The organism is Neisseria sp. GT4A_CT1, from assembly GCF_000227275.1.
In the GTDB taxonomy this organism is placed as follows: Bacteria; Pseudomonadota; Gammaproteobacteria; order Burkholderiales; family Neisseriaceae; genus Neisseria.
Window position 1 is genome coordinate 262,583 of the sequence record NZ_JH164965.1, and the last position, 20,086, is coordinate 282,668.

18 protein-coding genes and 2 pseudogenes are annotated in these 20,086 nt (G+C 53.7%); 13 read left to right on the top strand and 7 right to left on the bottom strand.

Going from position 1 to position 20,086, the window contains the following annotated elements; translation table 11 throughout:
- Positions 1 to 25: 25 nt before the first annotated feature.
- Together HMPREF1028_RS03880 and HMPREF1028_RS03885 are read right to left on the bottom strand one after the other, a co-directional pair.
- Positions 26 to 511 (bottom strand): DUF4189 domain-containing protein, encoded by a 486-nt coding sequence (locus HMPREF1028_RS03880; protein ID WP_009311489.1) that lies wholly within the window; start codon positions 509 to 511, stop codon positions 26 to 28.
- Between the two features lie 125 nt (positions 512 to 636).
- Positions 637 to 993: a helix-turn-helix domain-containing protein gene (locus HMPREF1028_RS03885; RefSeq protein ID WP_009311490.1), complete on the bottom strand. Its 357-nt coding sequence runs from the start codon at positions 991 to 993 to the stop codon at positions 637 to 639.
- A gap of 163 nt (positions 994 to 1,156) precedes the next feature.
- Between HMPREF1028_RS03885 and HMPREF1028_RS03890 the strand changes: the two genes are divergently transcribed.
- Positions 1,157 to 2,029: a pirin family protein gene (locus HMPREF1028_RS03890; protein WP_009311491.1), complete on the top strand. Its 873-nt coding sequence runs from the start codon at positions 1,157 to 1,159 to the stop codon at positions 2,027 to 2,029.
- Between the two features lie 295 nt (positions 2,030 to 2,324).
- The gene (gene tpx, locus HMPREF1028_RS03895; RefSeq protein ID WP_009311492.1) at positions 2,325 to 2,819 is read left to right on the top strand and encodes a thiol peroxidase; all 495 of its coding nucleotides are present in this window, start codon (positions 2,325 to 2,327) and stop codon (positions 2,817 to 2,819) included.
- 71 nt (positions 2,820 to 2,890) lie between these two features.
- Here tpx and HMPREF1028_RS15100 read toward each other — a convergent pair whose 3' ends face one another.
- The 4 genes from HMPREF1028_RS15100 to miaA all read right to left on the bottom strand — a co-directional run bounded on the left by HMPREF1028_RS15100 (position 2,891) and on the right by miaA (position 5,801).
- Complete coding sequence (locus tag HMPREF1028_RS15100) at positions 2,891 to 3,055, bottom strand: hypothetical protein (RefSeq protein WP_003760121.1); 165 nt, start codon at positions 3,053 to 3,055, stop codon at positions 2,891 to 2,893.
- Entirely contained in the window at positions 3,055 to 3,960 is a 906-nt protein-coding gene (hemF, locus tag HMPREF1028_RS03900) for an oxygen-dependent coproporphyrinogen oxidase (protein ID WP_009311493.1), read from the bottom strand. Before hemF ends, HMPREF1028_RS15100 begins: the two co-directional genes overlap by 1 nt.
- Before the next feature lie 161 nt (positions 3,961 to 4,121).
- A complete protein-coding gene (tadA, locus tag HMPREF1028_RS03905) occupies positions 4,122 to 4,844 on the bottom strand; it encodes a tRNA adenosine(34) deaminase TadA (protein WP_036529156.1) in 723 nt (240 codons plus the stop codon).
- A 15-nt stretch (positions 4,845 to 4,859) separates the two neighbouring features.
- Complete coding sequence (miaA, locus tag HMPREF1028_RS03910; protein ID WP_009311495.1) at positions 4,860 to 5,801, bottom strand: tRNA (adenosine(37)-N6)-dimethylallyltransferase MiaA; 942 nt, start codon at positions 5,799 to 5,801, stop codon at positions 4,860 to 4,862.
- 264 nt (positions 5,802 to 6,065) lie between these two features.
- Between miaA and HMPREF1028_RS03915 the strand changes: the two genes are divergently transcribed.
- The gene (locus HMPREF1028_RS03915) at positions 6,066 to 6,647 is read left to right on the top strand and encodes a superoxide dismutase (protein WP_003777725.1); all 582 of its coding nucleotides are present in this window, start codon (positions 6,066 to 6,068) and stop codon (positions 6,645 to 6,647) included.
- Between the two features lie 178 nt (positions 6,648 to 6,825).
- On the opposite strand, the gene HMPREF1028_RS03920 is transcribed toward HMPREF1028_RS03915, so the two are convergent.
- The gene (locus HMPREF1028_RS03920) at positions 6,826 to 8,199 is read right to left on the bottom strand and encodes a DEAD/DEAH box helicase (protein WP_009311496.1); all 1,374 of its coding nucleotides are present in this window, start codon (positions 8,197 to 8,199) and stop codon (positions 6,826 to 6,828) included.
- 337 nt (positions 8,200 to 8,536) lie between these two features.
- On the opposite strand from HMPREF1028_RS03920, the gene HMPREF1028_RS03925 reads away from it, so the two are divergent.
- The 10 genes and pseudogenes from HMPREF1028_RS03925 to HMPREF1028_RS15110 form a co-directional block, all read left to right on the top strand.
- Positions 8,537 to 9,484 (top strand): class I SAM-dependent methyltransferase, encoded by a 948-nt coding sequence (locus HMPREF1028_RS03925; RefSeq protein ID WP_009311497.1) that lies wholly within the window; start codon positions 8,537 to 8,539, stop codon positions 9,482 to 9,484.
- Between the two features lie 165 nt (positions 9,485 to 9,649).
- Positions 9,650 to 10,489: a neutral zinc metallopeptidase gene (locus HMPREF1028_RS03930; protein ID WP_009311498.1), complete on the top strand. Its 840-nt coding sequence runs from the start codon at positions 9,650 to 9,652 to the stop codon at positions 10,487 to 10,489.
- Between the two features lie 121 nt (positions 10,490 to 10,610).
- A complete protein-coding gene (locus tag HMPREF1028_RS03935; protein ID WP_009311499.1) occupies positions 10,611 to 11,993 on the top strand; it encodes a phosphomannomutase/phosphoglucomutase in 1,383 nt (460 codons plus the stop codon).
- Between the two features lie 745 nt (positions 11,994 to 12,738).
- Positions 12,739 to 14,649 (top strand): alpha-amylase family protein, encoded by a 1,911-nt coding sequence (locus tag HMPREF1028_RS03940; protein ID WP_009311500.1) that lies wholly within the window; start codon positions 12,739 to 12,741, stop codon positions 14,647 to 14,649.
- A gap of 266 nt (positions 14,650 to 14,915) precedes the next feature.
- Entirely contained in the window at positions 14,916 to 16,334 is a 1,419-nt protein-coding gene (locus tag HMPREF1028_RS03945) for an MFS transporter (protein ID WP_009311501.1), read from the top strand.
- A gap of 124 nt (positions 16,335 to 16,458) precedes the next feature.
- Positions 16,459 to 17,959: pseudogene (locus HMPREF1028_RS15705) on the top strand (phospholipase D family protein).
- 84 nt (positions 17,960 to 18,043) lie between these two features.
- Positions 18,044 to 18,109: pseudogene (locus HMPREF1028_RS15355) on the top strand (transposase); the annotation flags it as partial.
- A 158-nt stretch (positions 18,110 to 18,267) separates the two neighbouring features.
- The gene (locus HMPREF1028_RS03955; protein ID WP_009311505.1) at positions 18,268 to 18,804 is read left to right on the top strand and encodes a C40 family peptidase; all 537 of its coding nucleotides are present in this window, start codon (positions 18,268 to 18,270) and stop codon (positions 18,802 to 18,804) included.
- Positions 18,805 to 18,981: 177 nt separating this feature from the next.
- Positions 18,982 to 19,332: a helix-turn-helix domain-containing protein gene (locus tag HMPREF1028_RS03960; RefSeq protein WP_003744124.1), complete on the top strand. Its 351-nt coding sequence runs from the start codon at positions 18,982 to 18,984 to the stop codon at positions 19,330 to 19,332.
- A partial coding sequence (locus tag HMPREF1028_RS15110; protein ID WP_036529067.1) for an IS3 family transposase occupies positions 19,236 to 20,086 on the top strand: 851 nt, incomplete at its 3' end. The genes HMPREF1028_RS03960 and HMPREF1028_RS15110, both read left to right, overlap by 97 nt.

Consider the following 20,086-nt stretch of genomic DNA (forward strand, 5'->3'; position numbering starts at 1 on the left):
TTTTCAGACGACCTTTTTACACCGTTTATTGCGATTTCAAGCGGTTCAACAACGTTTTGACCGTACCGCCGTAATAAGCGCTTGAAGTACAGTACACCGTTTCCAAGCCGCATTGACCTTGCGAGCCGTATTTCTTGATGCACTGATTCAGCGCAACCTGATGCACGCTCTTAAAGCGCGGCGAAGTAATCACAACCGCATTGTTTGTCGTCAGCCTGCCTTCCGATTTCGGGTATGCGACGGCGATGCAGGTGTTATGAAGCGGAACAACGGATTTACAGCCTGTCGCCTCACCGTTTTGCACGCCGGAAAGCGTGTCCTGCCCGCGGCAAAACGCTTCCAATTCCGCATTTGCCTCGATTTGCGACATATTTTCTTTAGTCGTTTTAATCAGCAGCGCATCATTGCTGTCTTGCGGGTTCTGCCACATGGCGAGATAACCATAAGTATCCGCTGCATTTGCGCCTGCTGACAAAATGGTGGCGATAAGTGCCGTTACAATTTTTTTCATTATTGATTCCAAATGCTTATGTCGTTATGTTTGACTGTCATCATTATAAAGCAAAGCCCGTTGCGAATATATGCCCGCATCACTTTTCATTTTAAAGGCCTGACCAAGAGGTCGTCTGAAACGGCTTACTCCTGCGGCTGTTTTCTGTGTTTCACGCATTCTGCGGCATATTGCTCGCCCCAGCGGTGCATCGCCTCGATGACGGGCATCAATGTCCGTCCGAACGCGGTCAGCGAATACTCCACCTTCGGCGGCACCTGCGGATACACTTCGCGATGGACAATGCCGTCGTGCTCCAACTCGCGCAGCTGCAACGTCAACATCCGCTGGGTAACGCCTGCCAGCAGACGCTGCAATTCGTTGAATCGTCGGGTTTCCCCGTGTAAATAATATAAAATCAACACCTTCCACTTGCCGCCGATAATATCCAAAGTATTAACGACCGGACAGCAGGCGCCGTGTGTCGGTTCTGTTTCCGCCATTATTGACCTCCGAATGACAGTATAAAAATTGTGCGTACTTGTTAATAAGTTTGTACCCCATATAATACATGCAACAAAGTATGGCAACCACAACATTATTAATTTCATTACACAAAGGTCGTCTGAAAAGGTTTCAGACGACCCCACAAGAAGGAACCTCACCATGCGCAACGTCAAACAAATCTACCGTGCAAACAGCCAACACTGGGTCGGCGACGGCTTCCTCGTCCAACCCTTGTTCTCCCACATGGGGGAAGACCGCGGCACCAACCCTTTCCTGATGCTCGACTACGCCGCACCCTATGAATTCTCCCCCAACGAAGCCCGCAGCCCGCGCGGTGTCGGCCAACACCCGCACAAAGGCTTTGAAACCGTTACCATCGCCTACCACGGCGAAGTGGCACACCGCGACTCCAGCGGCGGAGGCGGCATCATTTACGAAGGCGACGTGCAATGGATGACCGCAGGCTCGGGCATCATCCATGAAGAATTCCACTCCGAAAACTTCAGCAAAAAAGGCGGACTGTTTGAAATGGTCCAACTTTGGGTCAACCTGCCCGCCAAAGACAAAAACACGCCGCCGCGCTATCAGCATCTCGCCAAAGCCGGTATCCCCGTGGTTGAGCTCCCTGACGAAGCAGGCCGCCTGCGGCTGATTGCCGGAGAATACAAAGGCGTAAAAGGCGCAGCCGACACCTTCACCGAAATGAACGTCTGGGACATCGTTTTGAATGCCGGTAAAAAAGCCGTATTGGAAATACCCGAAGCCCACAACCTGTCCATGGTCGTCCTGCGGGGCAACGTTACCCTAAACGGCAAAGAGCAGGCAGGCGCTGGACAACTGGTCGGCTTTGAGAAAAGCGGCGGCAACGTACACATAGAAGCCGACAGCGAAGAAGTCAAAATCCTTTTGCTCTCCGGCGTCCCGATTGACGAACCCGTCGTCGGCTATGGTCCGTTTGTGATGAATACTACCGAAGAAATCCGCCAAGCCATCAGCGATTTCAAAAGCGGCAAATTCGGTAGCATTGATTGAGCCTCTGCGCCGAAACAAAATAGGCTGTATCCACAGGCAGGTTTCTCGTGCTGAAACGGAGATCACGCGTTTCATTATAGTGGATTAAATTTAAATCAGGACAAGGCGAGACAACGCCGTACTGGTTTAAAGTTAATCCACTATAAAATCCAATAGACAGTGGTTTCGGCTATACTGTCGGCTGTCGCGGCGTTGGCCCATTTTGCTGTGCGCAATCTGTAAGCTCTCGCCCGATACCGATAACCGATTCATTTCGCTCTATTTATTTTCCGTCAACCCCAAAAAGGAAACCCTTATGGCTCAAATTACCTTCCACGACAACCCTGTCCACACTTCCGGCGACCTGCCTGCCGTCGGTCAAACCGCGCCTGCATTCAGCCTGACCGCTGCCGACCTGTCCGACAAAACTTTGGCGGATTTTGCGGGCAAACGCAAAGTATTGAACATTTTCCCAAGCGTCGACACCGGCGTGTGCGCCCAATCCGTGCGTACGTTTAACCAACGCGCGTCTTCTTTGGACAACGCGGTTGTGCTGTGCATTTCAGCCGACCTGCCGTTTGCCCAAGCGCGTTTCTGCGGCGCGGAAGGTTTGGACAATGTTGTGAACCTGTCTACGTTCCGCAGCAGCTTTGCCGCCGATTACGGCGTCGCCCTGACCGACAGCCCGTTGCGCGGACTGACTGCGCGTGCCGTTGTGGTTTTGGACGAAAACAACAAAGTCCTGCACAGCGAACTGGTTGCCGAAATTGCCAACGAGCCTGATTACGACGCGGCTTTGGCTGTTTTGTAAACAAGGGGGTTTTAAAGCTGAAAAAGGTCGTCTGAAAAGTTTTCAGACGACCTTTTGTCTTTCTTCCTAAACTATTTCGCAGGCGGCTTCAATTCAAACACTTCAGGATGCGCCTTGAAATACTCTACGGCGATAAATCCGCCGCCGATGATGATCACCAGGAACACCGCCATGACAATCATGGCAAGGATGAATTTGTCCGAAGGATGGGCGTCGGGCTTGCGTTTATCCGCCATTATTTCATCTCCGAGAGCCAGTCGCGGGCGGTGAGAAACTCGTTCAGCCGCGCTTCGGGCGAACCTTCTTCCGGCGCGTATTGATACTCGAAACGCACCAAAGGCGGCATGGACATCAAAATGCTTTCCGTGCGCCCGCCGCTTTGCAGGCCGAATAGCGTGCCCCTGTCCCAAACCAAATTAAATTCCACATAACGACCGCGCCGGTAAAGCTGAAAATCACGTTCGCGTTCGCCGTACGGCGTGTTTTTGCGTTTCGCCACAATCGGCAGATACGCTTCGATGTAGCCTTCGCCGACCGCCTTGATGAACTTCAGGCAGGTGTCGAAATCCCAGCGGTTCAAATCGTCGAAAAACAAACCGCCCACGCCGCGCGTTTCGCCGCGGTGTTTCAGGTAAAAATACTCGTCGCACCATTTTTTGAACTCGGGATAAACCGCTTCCCCAAACGGCGCGCACACGTCCCGCGCCACCGTGTGCCAATGCAAAATATCTTCTTCAAACAGATAAAACGGCGTCAAATCAAAGCCGCCGCCGAACCACCACACAGGCTCGCCGCCTTCCGGATACGCGATAAAAAAGCGCACGTTCGCATGGCTGGTCGGTACATACGGATTTTTCGGATGAATCACCAGCGACACACCCATTGCCTCAAACGCTGCGCCCGCCAGTTCAGGACGGTGCGCCGTCGCCGAAGCGGGCATTTTACTGTCCTTCACATGCGAAAAATTCACGCCCGCCTGCTCGAATACCGCGCCGTTTTTCAAGACGCGGGTTTCGCCCACGCCCAATTTGCCCGTCCATTCTTCACGCGCAAACACCGCCCCGCCGTCTTCTTGCTCAAGTGCAGCGCAGATTTGGTTTTGCAGGTTTTTTAATACGGTTAAAACGGTTTCGGTGTGCATGGCGGGTTCCTTATGGATGGGGTCGTCTGAAAACCGTATTTTAATACGGCGCGCCGGATATTTATCAGAATTGCTGAAAAACGGGATGAAACAAAGTGCGCAATCTCTCAAAAGGTCGTCTGAAATCTTGGATTTAAGCTTTCAGACGACCTTTTTTGCGCTTAATACTGTTTGCGCCTCGTCTGAAAAAATGCCTGTAAAACGGCTTTGCATTCGTCTTCCAAGATGCCGCCTTTGATTGCCGTGTGCTTGTTCAGCAGCGGGTTGGCAAACAGATTGACAACGCTGCCCGCGGCGCCGGTTTTGGGTTCTGCCGCGCCGTAGATGACGCGGCGGACGCGGGCTTGGATGATGGCGGAGGCGCACATGGCGCAGGGTTCGAGCGTGATGTAGAGGTCGCAGCCGTCGAGGCGGTAGTTCTGAAGGGCGGCACCTGCGGCGGCAAGGGCGCGGATTTCGGCGTGGCGGCTGATGTCGTGGTCGCTGACGCAGGTGTTGTGGGCGGCGGCGATGATTTGGTTGTTGGAGACGATGACCGCGCCGACGGGGATTTCGCCGATGCGGGCGGATTGTTCTGCCTGCACTAAGGCGGCGCGCATGAAGGTTTCCATTTCAGACGATGTGGGGAAAACGGCGACGGGCGGATGGTTTTTAAGGGCTTGTTCCAAAGCGGTTTTCTGCGTTTGCGGTAGGTCTTGAGGTTTGATACCGAGCAGCAGGGCTTCGAGTTGCCAAAGCGTGCTGCGGGTGACGGTCAGTCCGGCGGCTTTGAGCAGTAGGAAGGCTTGGACGGAACCGGTGTCGTGCAGCTCCTCTACGCTGCGGATGCCGAGGGCTTGCAGGGCGGCTAAGGTTTGCGGGGCGACGGGCGGCGTGGTCAACAGGGTCGGCATGGCGTTTTAGATTTGGAAATGGCGGCGGACGAGTGCCAAGGTCGTCTGAACGTGGTTGCCGTCGGTGTAGGGGTCGATGCTGTGCGCCAATGGGATTTTGCGCAGCCAAGTGAGTTGGCGTTTGGCAAGCTGGCGGGTGGCGGCGATGCCTTTTTCGACAAAGGTGTCGTAATCGGTCAAGCCTTCGAGGTAATCCCATGCCTGTCGGTAGCCGACGCAGCGCATGGCGGGCATATCGGCGGTCAGCTCGGGATATTTTTGGCGCAGGGCGCGCATTTCGTCGATGAAGCCTTGTTCCAGCATTTGCGTGAAACGGCGGGCGATGTTTTCGTGCAGCAAGGCGCGGTTTTCGGGAATCAGGGCGGTGGTGCAGAGGTCGAGCGGCGGGGTGTAGTCGGCTTTTTCGGCAAAATGCGCGCTTAAGGGCTTGCCGGTCAGGCGGTACACTTCCAAAGCGCGTTCGATACGTTGGCTGTCGTTCGGTTTCAGACGACCTGCGGTTTCAGGGTCTATGGTCTGCAGGCTTTGATACAGATGCGCCAAGCCGTATTGTTGTTTTTCTTCCTGCAACCGGGCGCGCACAGCGACATCGGCTTCGGGCAGGTCGTTCAAGCCTTCGGTCAGCGCGTGGAAATACATCATCGTGCCGCCGACAATCAAAGGCAGCCTGCCGCGCGCGCGGATTTCCTCCGCCAGCCGCACGCAGTCGCCGACAAACTCCGCCGCGCTGTAAGACTCCGTCGGCGGGATGATGTCGATAAGGTGGTGCGGCACGGCTTCAAGCTCGGCAGCCGTCGGCTTTGCCGTGCCGATATCCATATCACGGTACACCAGCGCGGAATCGAGGCTGATGATTTCGACCGGCAGGGCTTCGGCGATTTTCAAGGCAAGGGCGGTTTTCCCGCCGGCAGTCGGGCCGAGGATGGCAAAGGCTTTTGGGGTGTTCATATCAAAAGGAGCATGGGGAAACGGACGGATTATAGCAAAAGGTCGTCTGAAATCATTGCTTCATTCATGATAAATATCTGTATCGACACCCGATTTCCCTCAATTTTTCTCAAACTGCAACAGGATCGAAATATCGGCCTGCCCTAGTTTCTTTAATCTAAAGCAGGTAAAATGGCAGCCGTTGCCTGATGCGGGCGAACACCCGCACCATCCGACGAACACTACCAAAATACAATCATATATAAATAATTTAGGAGCACTAAAATGGAACATAAGCTGCCACAACTGCCTTATGAACTGGACGCATTGTCCCCACATCTGAGCAAAGAGACTTTGGAGTTCCACTACGGCAAACACCATCAAACCTACATCACCAATCTGAACAATCAAATCAAAGGTACCGAATTTGAAAACCTGCCTTTGGAAGAGATTGTGAAAAAATCTTCAGGCGGCGTGTTCAACAACGCAGCCCAAACTTGGAACCACACCTTCTACTGGCTGGGTTTCACGCCTAAAGGTCAAGGCAAACCTTCCGGCGAACTGGCCGCCGCCATCGACGCCAAATGGGGCAGCTTCGAAAAATTCCAAGAAGCATTCTCCGCTTGCGCGGCAGGCACTTTCGGTTCCGGTTGGGCATGGCTGGTGAAAACCCCTGCCGGCGAATTGGATTTGGTTTCCACTTCCAACGCGGCAACTCCGCTGACCACTGAAAACACTCCGCTGCTGACCTGCGACGTATGGGAACACGCCTACTACATCGACTACCGCAACAGCCGTCCCAACTACCTGAAAGGTTTCTGGGAAATCGTCAACTGGGACGAAGTCGCCAAACGCTTTGCTGCTTAAGTTGAACGTTTAAAATAAAAGGTCGTCTGAAATCAATTTTCAGACGACCTTTTTGTTAGGCAACGCGGTATCAAGGTTTCTTCATATAGTGGATTAATTTTAAACCAGTACGGCATTGCCTCGCCTTGTCCTGATTTAAATTTAATCCACTATATCCGCTATTGATTTGACTTTAGCATCAGCCTCTTTTCGCTGGACGGCTTGGTTTCGAGCCGAAAGAATCGTTGGCTTTACGTTTGCCTTTGAAGCCTTCGCCGCCTTTCTTAAATCCTTCTTTTTTGAAACCTTCGCCGCGCGATTTGCCGCCGAAGCCTTCTTTACCCGGTTTCTTATCGCCGCGCCAGCCGCCGGATTTTCTATCGCCCCAGCCGCCTTTGCCTTTCGGCTTGCCGCCTGCGGATTTGCGCTTGCGGGTCGGTTCCATGCCTTCGACGGTCACTTCGGTCAGCTTACGGTCGATATATTTTTCGATTTTGTGCACTTTGACGTATTCGTTCACTTCGGCGAAGGTAATCGCAATACCCGTGCGCCCTGCCCGTCCGGTACGGCCGATGCGGTGAACGTAGTCTTCCGCCTGTTTCGGCAGGTCGTAGTTGATGACGTGGGTAATGGTCGGCACGTCGATACCGCGTGCGGCAACGTCGGTGGCAACCAAAATTTTGCAGCGGCCTTTGCGCAAATCCATCAGCGTGCGGTTGCGCCAGCCCTGCGGCATGTCGCCGTGCAGGCAGTTGGCGGCGAAACCTTTTTCGTACAAATCGTCGGCGATGACCTCGGTCATGGCTTTGGTGGACGTGAAAATCACGCATTGGTCGATATTGGCGTCGCGCAGGATGTAGTCGAGCAGGCGGTTTTTGTGGCGCATATCGTCGCAGTACAGCAGCTGCTCTTCGATTTTACCCTGGTCGTCCACGCGCTCGACTTCGATGATTTCAGGGTTTTTCGTCAGTTTGCGCGCCAGCTTACCGACCGCGCCGTCCCAAGTGGCGGAGAACAATAAAGTCTGACGGTCGGTCGGGGTAGCTTCGACGATGGTTTCGATGTCGTCGATAAAGCCCATGTCCAGCATACGGTCAGCTTCGTCCAAAATCAGCACTTCCAAGCGGGCGAAGTCGACTTTGCCGCTTTGCATCAAGTCCATCAGACGACCCGGCGTGGCGACAATCAGGTCAACCGGTTTGCTCAGGGCGCGGGTTTGGTAGCCGAAAGATGCGCCGCCGACGATGCTGACGGTGCGGAACCAGCGCATATTTTTAGCATACGCCAGCGCGTTTTTCTCAACTTGCGCCGCCAATTCGCGGGTCGGCGTCAACACCAACGCGCGCGGGCCTTTGCCCGGTTTTTCGCTGCGTTTGGTCAGCCGCTGCAACGTCGGCAGCAGGAAGGCGGCGGTTTTGCCGGAGCCGGTTTGTGCCGAAGCCATGATGTCGCGGCCTTCCAAAGCAAACGGAATGGCTTGCGCCTGAATCGGCGTCGGGCTTTCGTAACCCTCGCTGCGCACGGCAGACAAAATGTTTTTATCAAGGTTCAAATCGGCAAATTTAATAGACATGGCTATCCTAAAAAGACAACAACGCGCACGTCTGAACGGTTTTCAGACGACCTGAAGCAAAGGAAAGTAACGATACGGGAAATGTGAAGTTACAGGGTTGTCGCAAGCATCTTGCTTGTGGTTAACATCGACGACAACCTGCACAGAAAGGCTTGGCAAATAAGCAAGCAATAAAAGAAACGCGCCCGAAACGGCGGTTTAGGTTGGAAGACGATGGCTTCGTATAAAAAGGCGAACGGCGGATAATATCGATTTTATGGATAACGGTCAAGCAAAAAGGCATCAAGTGCGTTAAAATTCAAACCCTTCCCAATCCTCATTCAGGCCGTCTGAAACCATGACCGACATCACACCCTTTGCCAACCGCATGGGCAAAAACATCAAACACCTCATGAAATGGGCGAAACGCAACGGCATCGAAGCCTGGCGCATTTACGACCGCGACATCCCCCAATTCCCCTTCGCCGTCGATGTTTACGGCGACCAAATCCACCTTCAGGAATACGATACCGGCTGGCTGATGCAGCCCGAAGAATACGAAGCGTGGCTTGCCGAAGTATTGGAAGCCGTCGCCTTCGTTACCGGTTTTGCGCCCGAACAAATCCACCTCAAACGCCGCGAACGCCAAAAAGGCTTGCAGCAATACGAGAAAACCGGCAAAACCGGCGACGATTTCGTCATCACCGAAAACGGCCGCAAATTTTGGGTCAACCTCGACAAATACCTCGACACCGGCCTCTTCCTCGACCACCGCAACACGCGCAAAAAAGTCGGCGAAACCGCAGCGGGCAAACGCTTCCTCAACCTGTTTTCCTACACCGGCAGCTTCACCGTCTATGCCGCCACCGGCGGCGCGGCATCCAGCGAAACCGTCGATTTGTCCAACACTTATCTCGATTGGGCGAAACGCAATTTCGAACTCAACGGCATCAGCCCCGAACAACACAAAATCGTCCGCGCCGACGTGTTCCAATACCTGCAAAACGCCGCCGCCGAAGGCAAACAGTTCGACCTCATCGTCATGGATCCGCCTAGCTTCTCCAACAGCAAAAAGATGCTCGACATCCTCGACATCCAGCGCGACCACAAAAAGTTGATTGACGGCGCGATGAACCTGCTCGCTTCAGACGGTCTTTTGTACTTCTCCAACAACTTGCGCAGCTTCGTCTTGGACGATTCGGTATCGGAACAATACGCCGTCAAAGACATTTCCAAACAATCCGTTCCCGACGATTTCCGCAACAAGAAAATCCATCAGTGTTGGGAAATCAGGCACAAAGCCTGACTGTCCTCGTCGTTGGTTGAAATACCCAACGGTTTATCTGCACAAAGGTCGTCTGAAAACTCCGTTTGGTGTTTTCAGACGACCTTTTCTCATATAGGCAGGCATCACTCCGCCCCTTCACGGTATAATCCGCCCCATATCACTTCACAACAAGGAACACACAAGATGGATTGGAAAGGACGCGAACAGAGTCAAAACGTAGAAGACCGACGCGGCAGCAGCGGTGGAGGCGGCGGCGGTAGAACGCCCGGCATCCTCGGCATCATCGTCGTTTTGATCGGCGCTTATTACGGCGTCGATTTGAGCGGCTTGGTTGGCACGCCTTCCATGGGTACGGGTTCAACCCAAACCTCCCAGCTCAAGCCTCAAGAAGAAGCCGAGCTGAACGAACTTGCCCGCGTCGTCCTCGCCGACACTGAAAAAGCTTGGGGCAGCTATTTCAAACAAATCGGACGGACCTACACCCCGACCACGCTGGTGTTATACAACGGCGGCACATCCACCGCCTGCGGCATGGGTCAATCGGCAATGGGGCCGTTTTACTGCCCGGGCGACCAAAAAGTCTATCTCGACTTAGACTTTTATAGGGATATGCAGACCAAACTCAACTCTGCCAGCGATGCCGCGTTTGCCTACGTCATCGCACACGAAGTCGGACACCACGTCCAAAACCTGCTCGGTATCCTGCCCAAAGTCCACAGAATGCAGCAGCAGGTCGGCAAAAAAGAAGCCAATGCCCTTTCCGTCAAACTCGAATTGCAGGCGGACTGCTACGCGGGCATTTGGGGGCATTACGCCGTCAACAATAATATCTTCAAACCCGAAGACATCCCCAAAGCCATGCTGGCTGCCGAATCCGTCGGCGACGACCGCCTGCAGAAAGACGGGCAGGGCTACGTCGTTCCCGACAGCTTTACACACGGCTCGTCCGAACAGCGCATGGCATGGCTCAAACGCGGTTTGGACAGCGGCGACATCAATCAATGCAACACTTTCGGCAATTGATTGAAACCGCAGTGAATGGTTATTTGATATAACCCCCAAAGGTCGTCTGAAAGCCTTCAGACGACCTTTGCCTATGTTAGAATAAGCCCGTTTTCCATTCACAATCACAAAGGAAACCATCATGGCAAACATTGCCCGCGACATCTTCAAAGCCTACGACATCCGAGGCATTGTCGGCAAAACCCTGACCAACGAAGCCGCCTACCTCATCGGCAAAGCCATCGCCACCCGAGCCTCCGAACAAGGCATTACCCGCATCGCACTCGGACGCGACGGACGCTTGAGCGGTCCCGAACTGATGGAACACATCCAGCGCGGCTTTACCGACAGCGGCATCGACGTCCTCAATGTCGGCATGGTCGCCACCCCCATGCTGTATTTCGCCGCCATCAACGAATGCGGCGGCAGCGGCGTGATGATTACCGGCAGCCACAATCCGCCCGATTACAACGGCTTCAAAATGATGCTCGGCGGCGATACCCTCGCAGGCGAAGCCATCCAAGAACTGCTTGCCCTGATCGAAGCCGACAAACTGACCGCTTCCGATAAAAAAGGCAGCGTAACCGAAAAAGACATCTCCGGCGAATACCACAACCACATCGTCGGCCACGTCAAACTCAAACGCCCCATGAAAATCGCCATCGACGCGGGCAACGGCGTAGGCGGCGCATTCGCAGGCAAGCTCTACAAAGGTTTGGGCAACGAAGTGACCGAACTTTTCTGCGAAGTGGACGGCAATTTCCCCAACCACCATCCCGACCCTTCCAAACCGAAAAACCTGCAAGATTTGATTGCCGCACTGAAAAACAGCGACGCCGAAATCGGCTTGGCTTTTGACGGCGATGCCGACCGCTTGGGCGTCGTCACCAAAGACGGTAACATTATTTATCCCGACCGCCAGCTCATGCTGTTCGCCCAAGACGTTTTGAGCCGCAACCCCGGCGCGAAAGTCATCTTCGACGTCAAATCCACCCGCCTGCTCGCACCGTGGATTAAAGAACACGGCGGCGAAGCCGTCATGGAGAAAACCGGCCACAGCTTCATCAAGTCCACCATGAAAAAAACCGGCGCGCTGGTTGCCGGCGAAATGAGCGGACACATCTTCTTCAAAGAACGCTGGTTCGGCTTCGACGACGGCATGTACGCCGGCGCACGCCTCTTGGAAATCCTGTCTGCCTTCGACAATCCGTCCGAAGTGTTGAACAGCCTACCGCAAAGCATTTCCACGCCCGAACTCAACATCGACCTGCCCGAAGGCAGCAACGGCCATCAGGTTATCGACGAACTCGCCGCCAAAGCCAAATTCGAAGGCGCGACCGAAATCATCACCATCGACGGCCTGCGCGTGGAATTCCCCGACGGCTTCGGTCTGATGCGCGCCTCCAATACCACGCCGATTTTGGTGTTGCGCTTCGAGGCAGATTCCGACGAAGCCATCGAGCGGATTCAAAACCAGTTCAAAGCCGTCATCGAAAGCAATCCCGCGCTGAAATGGCCGCTGTAAACGGTTAACGCTTTAAAGCTCAAAAGGTCGTCTGAAAACCGATATTGCAGGTTTTCAGACGACCTTTTATAGTGGATTAAATTTAAATCAGGACAAGGCGACGAAGCCGCAGACAGTACAGATAGTACGGAACCGATTCACTTGGTGCTTCAGCACCTTAGAGAATCGTTCTCTTTGAGCTAAGGCGAGGCAACGCCGTACTGGTTTAAAGTTAATCCACTATATTTCGATGTTTACGCTCTTTAAACTCAGTCATGGCAACACCCTATTCTTCCAAGCCAATACGCCCAAACTTCCCCATCAACGACCTTTGACTTCCATCAAACAAAATTATCTTCTTCAAAAAACGCCCGTTGTCCTTTATCCAAGAAAATAAATGTGTTCACCTCCTCATCCAATACCCAAATATTGCCTATTGGATAAATACACAGCCGACACATCAGCAAATTATTGTTCAGAACATAAAAAATAGAGCCATTTATCTAAAAAATAACCACCCAATTAACATTAAATACCAAGCATTCAAACCCACGCCAACCCATATAAAAAAATCCATACCGTTTTCAGACGACCCCAACCCGATTAAAAGCCTATTTTCCCAACCATTTCAGGCTACTATGCACAAACAGCTTCTTACAGTATGATGGACTTCTCGATTTTGCCTTAAGCCTGCATGCGTTTCAGCGGCGCAGGCAGCAGGAATCAGGCTTCCAAACAAATCCAACCTCAACTCGGAGTAAACATCATGTTGACCCAGACCCAACAGGTCGATTTGACCCTGCATCATCTCAAAGAGCGCGCCTTGGCAGAATATAGCCCCAAACAGCGTGCGACCGTCGAAGCTTCCGAAGACTGGAAACAGTTTGACCGGCGTTTGAACGAGCATTTTCCCAAGCTGATGCACGAGCTGGACAACGTTTACAACGACAACGAAGCCGTCCTGCCCATGCTGGAACAACTGATTGCCCAAGCATGGCAAAGCTATTCCCAACGCGACAAGTCTCTGAAAGCCATCGATGCCGCGCGTGAGAATGACCCCGATTGGATTTTGTCCAATAAACAGGTCGGCGGCGTGTGTTATGTCGATTTGTTCGCGGGCGATTTGAAAGGCTTGAAAGCCAAAATCCCTTATTTTCAAGAACTGGGGCTGACCTATCTGCACATGATGCCCCTGTTTAAATGCCCTGAAGGCAAGAGCGACGGCGGCTATGCGGTCAGCAGTTACCGCGACGTCAATCCAGCTTTGGGTACGATAGACGATTTGCGCGATGTCATTGCCGCGCTGCACGAAGCGGGCATTTCCGCCGTCGTCGATTTCATCTTCAACCACACGTCCAACGAACACGAATGGGCGAAACGCTGCGCCGCCGGCGATCCGCTTTTCGACAATTTCTACTATATCTTCCCCGACCGCTGGATGCCCGACCAATACGACCGCACCCTGCGCGAAATCTTTCCCGACCAGCATCCGGGCGGCTTCTCCCAATTAGAAGACGGACGCTGGGTATGGACGACGTTCAACTCCTTCCAATGGGATTTGAATTACAGCAATCCATGGGTATTCCGTGCCATGGCAGGCGAAATGATGTTCCTCGCCAATCTGGGCGTCGACATCCTGCGTATGGACGCCGTCGCCTTTATTTGGAAACAAATGGGTACGGATTGCGAAAACCTGCCACAAGCCCACGCCTTAATCCGCGCGTTTAACGCCGTCATGCGCATCGCCGCACCTGCCGTGTTCTTCAAATCCGAAGCCATCGTCCACCCCGACCAAGTCGTCCAATACATCGGACAAGACGAATGCCAAATCGGCTACAACCCGCTGCAAATGGCATTGTTGTGGAACACCCTCGCCACCCGCGAAGTCAACCTGCTCCACCAAGCCCTCTCCTACCGCCACAACCTGCCCGACCATACCGCATGGGTCAACTACGTCCGCAGCCATGACGACATCGGCTGGACGTTTGCCGACGAAGACGCATCACAATTCGGCATCCACGGCTACGACCACCGCCAATTCCTCAACCGCTTCTTCGTCAACCATTTCGACGGCAGCTTCGCGCGCGGCGTCCCCTTCCAATACAACCCCAACACCGGCGACTGCCGCGTCAGCGGTACTGCCGCCGCCTTGGCAGGTTTGGCGCAACACGACCCACACGCCGTTGACCGCATCAAACTCTTGTACAGCATCGCCCTGAGCACCGGCGGCCTACCCCTGATTTATCTCGGCGACGAAGTCGGCACGCTCAACGACGACGACTGGTCGAACGACCGCAACAAGAGCGATGACAGCCGCTGGGCGCACCGTCCGCGTTACAACGCCGAGTTGTACGAACAGCGCCACGACCCGTCAACCGCGGCAGGACAAATCTATCAAGGCCTGCGCCACATGATAGACATCCGCCAAAACAACCCGCGCTTGAACGGCGGCCGTCTGGTTACCTTCAACACCAACAACAAACACATCATCGGCTACATCCGCAACAACGCGCTGTTGGCGTTCGGCAACTTCAGCGAACACCCGCAAACCATCAGCGCGCACACCCTGCAAGCCATGCCCGCCCGCGCCAAAGACCTCATCAGCGGCGAAACCGTGGCATTGAATCAGGATTTGGTGCTGCGTCCCTACCAAGTGATGTGGCTCGAAATCGCCTGATGATTTAAGCAGCTTAAAAACGCAAAGGTCGTCTGAAAACCGGTATTGCCCGTTTTCAGACGACCTTTTCGACAAAATAAATGTTCCACACACAACCTGCCCACCGCCTTTCCCCATAGGCGCAACCCGCTCGTTTCTTCATCTTCAAGTCAACAAATCTCTAAAAAATCCATTTATCCAGCAGCCATCCGGTTCTCATCCCAAAGCCTGAAAGAGCAAGCCGCCTTTCAGACGACCTCCTGCCAAATCAGTTACAATTCATCCCTATGAACAAAACCGAATCAAACGTTTCGGAAACGCCGCCCGTCCGCCCGTCCCGATGGCTGCCCCTGCTGTTGGCGATTGCGATTTTCATGCAAATGCTGGACGCGACGATTCTGAACACCGCCCTACCTGAAATCGCCAAAGATTTCAAAGTATCGCCGCTCAATATGCAGCTGGCGGCGATTTCCTATACGCTGACCGTTGCTCTACTGATCCCTTTAAGCGGCTATTTGGTGGACAGGTTCGGCACTAAAAACGTATTTTTCGGTTCAATCGGCATTTTTATGCTCGGATCGGCATTGTGTGCGGCGGCAGCCAATCTGCCCATGCTGGTGATGGCACGGGTGATTCAGGGCATAGGCGGGTCGATGTTGGTACCCGTACCGCGCCTGACGATTTTGCGCGTGTACGACAAATCTCAACTGCTCAACGCCATCAACTATGCCGTGATGCCCGCGCTGATCGGCCCGATATTCGGCCCTTTGGTCGGCGGCTATTTGGTCGAATACGCATCTTGGCATTGGATTTTCCTGATGAACCTGCCCATAGGGCTGCTCGGCGTTTTGCTGGGCTGGCGGATTATGCCCGATGTCAAAGGCGAAAATACGGTTCTGGACTTGAGTGGCTACCTGACTTTCGCTTCGGCGGCGTGTCTCTTGATGTTGGCGGTGGAAATGGTGTCCCACTCTGGCGCAGTTTGGTTTTCGCTCTTACTCGCACTCGGCGGCACAGCATTTGCCCTGCTCTACTACCGCCACATGAAAACCGCCACCAACCCGATTTATGCGGCGGATTTGTTCCAAGTCCGCACCTTCCGGCTGGGTCTGACAGGCAATCTGTTCAGCCGGCTCGGCATCAGTTCCATCCCCTTTTTGCTGCCGCTATTGTTTCAAGTCGCGTTCGGCTTTGCCGCCAGCGTATCCGGCTGGCTGGTCGCGCCCGTCGCTTTCGCCTCGCTTGTTGTCAAACCGCTCATCAAGCCCCTGATGTCGCGCTTCGGCTACCGCAACGTGTTGATTTGGAACACGCGCCTCCTCGCCATACTGATTATGCTGCTTGCCCTACCCGACGCCGACACATCCTTAAGCGTCTGGATTGTCCTGCTGCTCCTCATCGGCACCTGCAACTCCATCCAATTTTCCGCCATGAACACCCTGACCATCGCCGACCTGCGCGCGCACCAAACCGGCAGCGGCAACAGCCTGATGGCGGTCAACCAACAACTCGCCATCAGCCTCGGCATTGCGCTCGGCGCGCTTATCCTGCAAAACTGGTCGCAAAGCAGCTTCACCGCAGGCAACCTCCACCTCTCATTCCGCCTTACCCTGCTTTCCATCGGCTTGATTACGCTTGTCTCCAGCACCATATTCAGCCGCCTGCACATTTCCGACGGACGCAACCTAACGACTTCAAAAAAATAGGTTAAAATGCGAACCGTATAAACATCGAACTTCTTTTCAGACGACCCTTCTAAATAAAAATACCGTTTCAGCGCAGAAGGTCGTCTGAAACACCCTCAAGAATGAAAAAATCCATCTCATCCTTATGCTTCCGGTTTTTCTGACAGGTTGCGCCGGCCTGCCCTCACTGGACGATCGCCCTGAAAGCCACTACCTCGACATCCGTTCCGCCCCGCGCATGGATGCCCTGCTCAACACCGCCACTGCCAAAACCGGAGGCGATATTTCCAATGTTTATCTGCTCAACGACGCGCACGAAGCCTTCGTCGCCCGCGCCGCCCTGATTGAAGCCGCCGACCACACCCTAGACCTCCAATACTACATCTGGCACAACGACATCTCCGGCAAGCTCATGTTCAACCTGATCCACCGTGCCGCCGAACGCGGCGTGCGCGTGCGCCTGCTGCTGGACGACAACAACACCAACGGTCTGGACAACGTCCTGCTCGCCCTCGACAGCCATCCCAATATCGAAATTCGCCTGTTCAACCCCTTCGTCCGCCGCAAATGGCGCGCGCTGGGCTATTTGACCGACTTCCCACGCCTCAACCGCCGGATGCACAACAAATCCTTCACCGCCGACAACCGCGCCACCATCCTCGGCGGGCGCAATATCGGCGACGAATATTTTAAAGTCGGCGAAGACACCATCTTTGCCGACCTCGACATCCTCGCCACCGGCCGCGTCGTGACCGAAGTTTCTCAAGACTTCGACCGCTATTGGGCAAGCCATTCCTCCTACACCGTCGCCAGCATCATCAAAAAAGGCGATATCGAAAAAGGCTTCCAAGAGCTGGGTTACAACGACAAAGACAAAAACGAAACCCTCAGCCGCTACCGCAACAGCATCGAAAATTCCGAACTCTACAAAAAAAATGCAGAGCAACAGCATAGACTGGCAAAGCGTCCACACCCGCCTGATCAGCGACGACCCCGCCAAAGGGCTGGACCGCGACCGCCACAAACCGCCCATTTTCGACCGCATGCAAAACGCCCTGAAAACGCCCGAAAAAAGCGTCTATCTCGTTTCGCCCTATTTCGTTCCCACCAAATCAGGCGTGCGCGCGCTCGACCAACTCGTCAAAAATGGCGTGGACGTAACCGTCCTGACCAACTCGCTCCAAGCGACCGATGTCGCCGCCGTCCATTCAGGCTACGTCAAATACCGCAAACCCCTGCTCAAAGCCGGTGTCAAACTCTACGAGCTGCAACCCAACCACGCCGTCCCCACCACCAAAGACCGCGGTCTGACCGGCAGCTCCGCCACCAGCCTGCACGCCAAAACCTTCATCGTGGACGAAAAACGCGTCTTCATCGGCTCATTCAACCTCGACCCGCGATCCGCCAGACTCAACACCGAAATGGGCGTCGTCCTCGAAAGCCCCAAAATCGCAGGCGAAATGCAGCGCACCCTCGTCAATACCACCCCGAAATACGCCTATCAGGTCACCCTCGACAAATACAACAAACTGCACTGGTACGACCCCGCCACCCAAAAAACCTACTCCGCCGAACCGGAAGCCAAATTCTGGAAACGCGTTACCTCCAAAATCCTCTCCATCCTGCCGATAGAAGGATTGCTGTAAGACCCAAACGAAAGGTCGTCTGAAAACCTGTATTTCAAGTTTTCAGACGACCTCAAAACAAAAATACGGACTAACCCATCACACAAATATAGTGGATTAAATTTAAACCAGGACAAGGCGACGAAGCCGCAGACAGTACAGATAGTACAGAACCGATTCACTTGGTGCTTCAGCACCTTAGAGAATCGTTCTCTTTGAGCTAAGGCGAGGCAACGCCGTGCTGGTTTAAAGTTAATCCACTATAGAAAAACCTTTTTCAGACGACCTCTTGCCAAACCTCGTCTGAAACGTCCCTAAAAAGGAATCCCATGAAACCGATTATCCGCACCGCCCTGACCGCCGCCATCATCCTGCCCCTCGCATCCTGCGGCCTTTTTTCCGGCAAACATCACCCGAAGACCAAAACCCACAACACCGTCCGAACAGTCCAACCCGTCCGCATCAGCAACATCGACCGCACTCAAGGCTCGCAAGAACTTATGCTGCACAGCATGGGGCTAATCGGCACGCCTTACAGATGGGGCGGCAGCAGCACTGCCACCGGCTTCGACTGCAGCGGCATGATTCAATTCGTCTATAAAAACGCCCTCGGCGTCAGTCTCCCGCGAACCGCCCGCGACATGGCGGCAGCCAGCCGCAAAATCCCCGACAACCAACTAAAAGCCGGTGACCTCGTCTTTTTCAACACCGGCGGTTCATCCCAATATTCCCACGTCGGCCTCTACATCGGCAACGGCGAATTTATCCACGCCCCAAGCAGCGGCAAAACCATCAAAACCGAAAAACTCTCCAGCCAGTATTACGCCAAACATTATCTCGGCGCGCATACTTTCTTTACGGAATAAGGCATACAGCGGGATTCTTTATCCATAAGACAAGGCGGCAAAGCAAACCAAAGCCGTTAACGTAATATCAATTCCAATGCAACAAATCAAAAAGGTCGTCTGAAAACCTGTCTTTCAAGTTTGAACTGCACCCCAAAAGTTGGACATCCCCTCCAACTCACAAGGTGCAGTTTTTTTATGAGCAAATATACATTACACTTCAAATACCAAGCCGTACTCCACTACCTGCATATACGCAGCCAGCAGCGTACCGCAGACCACTACGGCATTTCCCGAACCCACCTGAGACGATGGATACGCGCCTATCAAGAAGGCGGTATCGGCGCACTCGAACATCCCCAATCCAAAACCATGCCCCAACACCGCAAAAACCCCTTCATCGCAGATAAACCCGACCAAGAAAAAACGCAGGCAGAGCTTATTGAAGAACTGTGCTATATGCGCGCAGAGGTCGCCTACCTAAAGGAGTTAAAAGCCCTCAGCCAAAAGCGGACCGCAAAGGACAAAGCCAAACCGTCCAAACACTGAGGGAGCAACACCCGCTCAAATACCTGCTGCACATCGCAAACCTGCCCAAAAGCAGCTTTTACTACCATCACCAAGACCGACCCGACCCCGACGAAGCCGACAAAGCCCTCCTTGTCGAAACCTACCGGCGGCATAAAGGACGCTACGGACAAAGGCGCATTGCCGCCGCATTGGGTTGGAACCGCAAAAAAGTGGCGCGGTTGATGAAGCAGTTGGAACTGAAAGCCCTCATACGGGCGAAAAAAGCCTACCGCCATCCCGCTATGGGCGAAATATCGGAAAACCTCCTCAAACGCCGGTTCAAAGCCCGAAAGCCCAACGAAAAATGGCTGACCGACGTGACCGAACTCAAAGGAAAGGACGGCAAACTGTACCTCTCGCCGATATTGGACTTGTTCAACCGCGAGATCGTCGCCTACGCCATGAGCCGCAGAGCCGACAGCGAAATGGTGAAGGAAATGCTCGAAAAAGCCGCACCCCGTCTGACTGATAAAGGAACGATGCTGCATTCGGACCAAGGTGTGCTGTACCGTACGGCGGGGTATAGGGAATTGCTTGCGGAGCATTCCATGGTTCAAAGCATGTCGCGAAAGGCGAACTGTTGGGACAATGCGCCGATGGAAAGCTTCTTTGCGGTGTTGAAGACGGAGTGTTTCTATAACGCAGGTGAATTGACGGTAGATGAATTGATGAAGCAGATAGATGACTATATGGATTACTACAATCGGGAGCGTTGCAGTTTGAAATTGAAAAA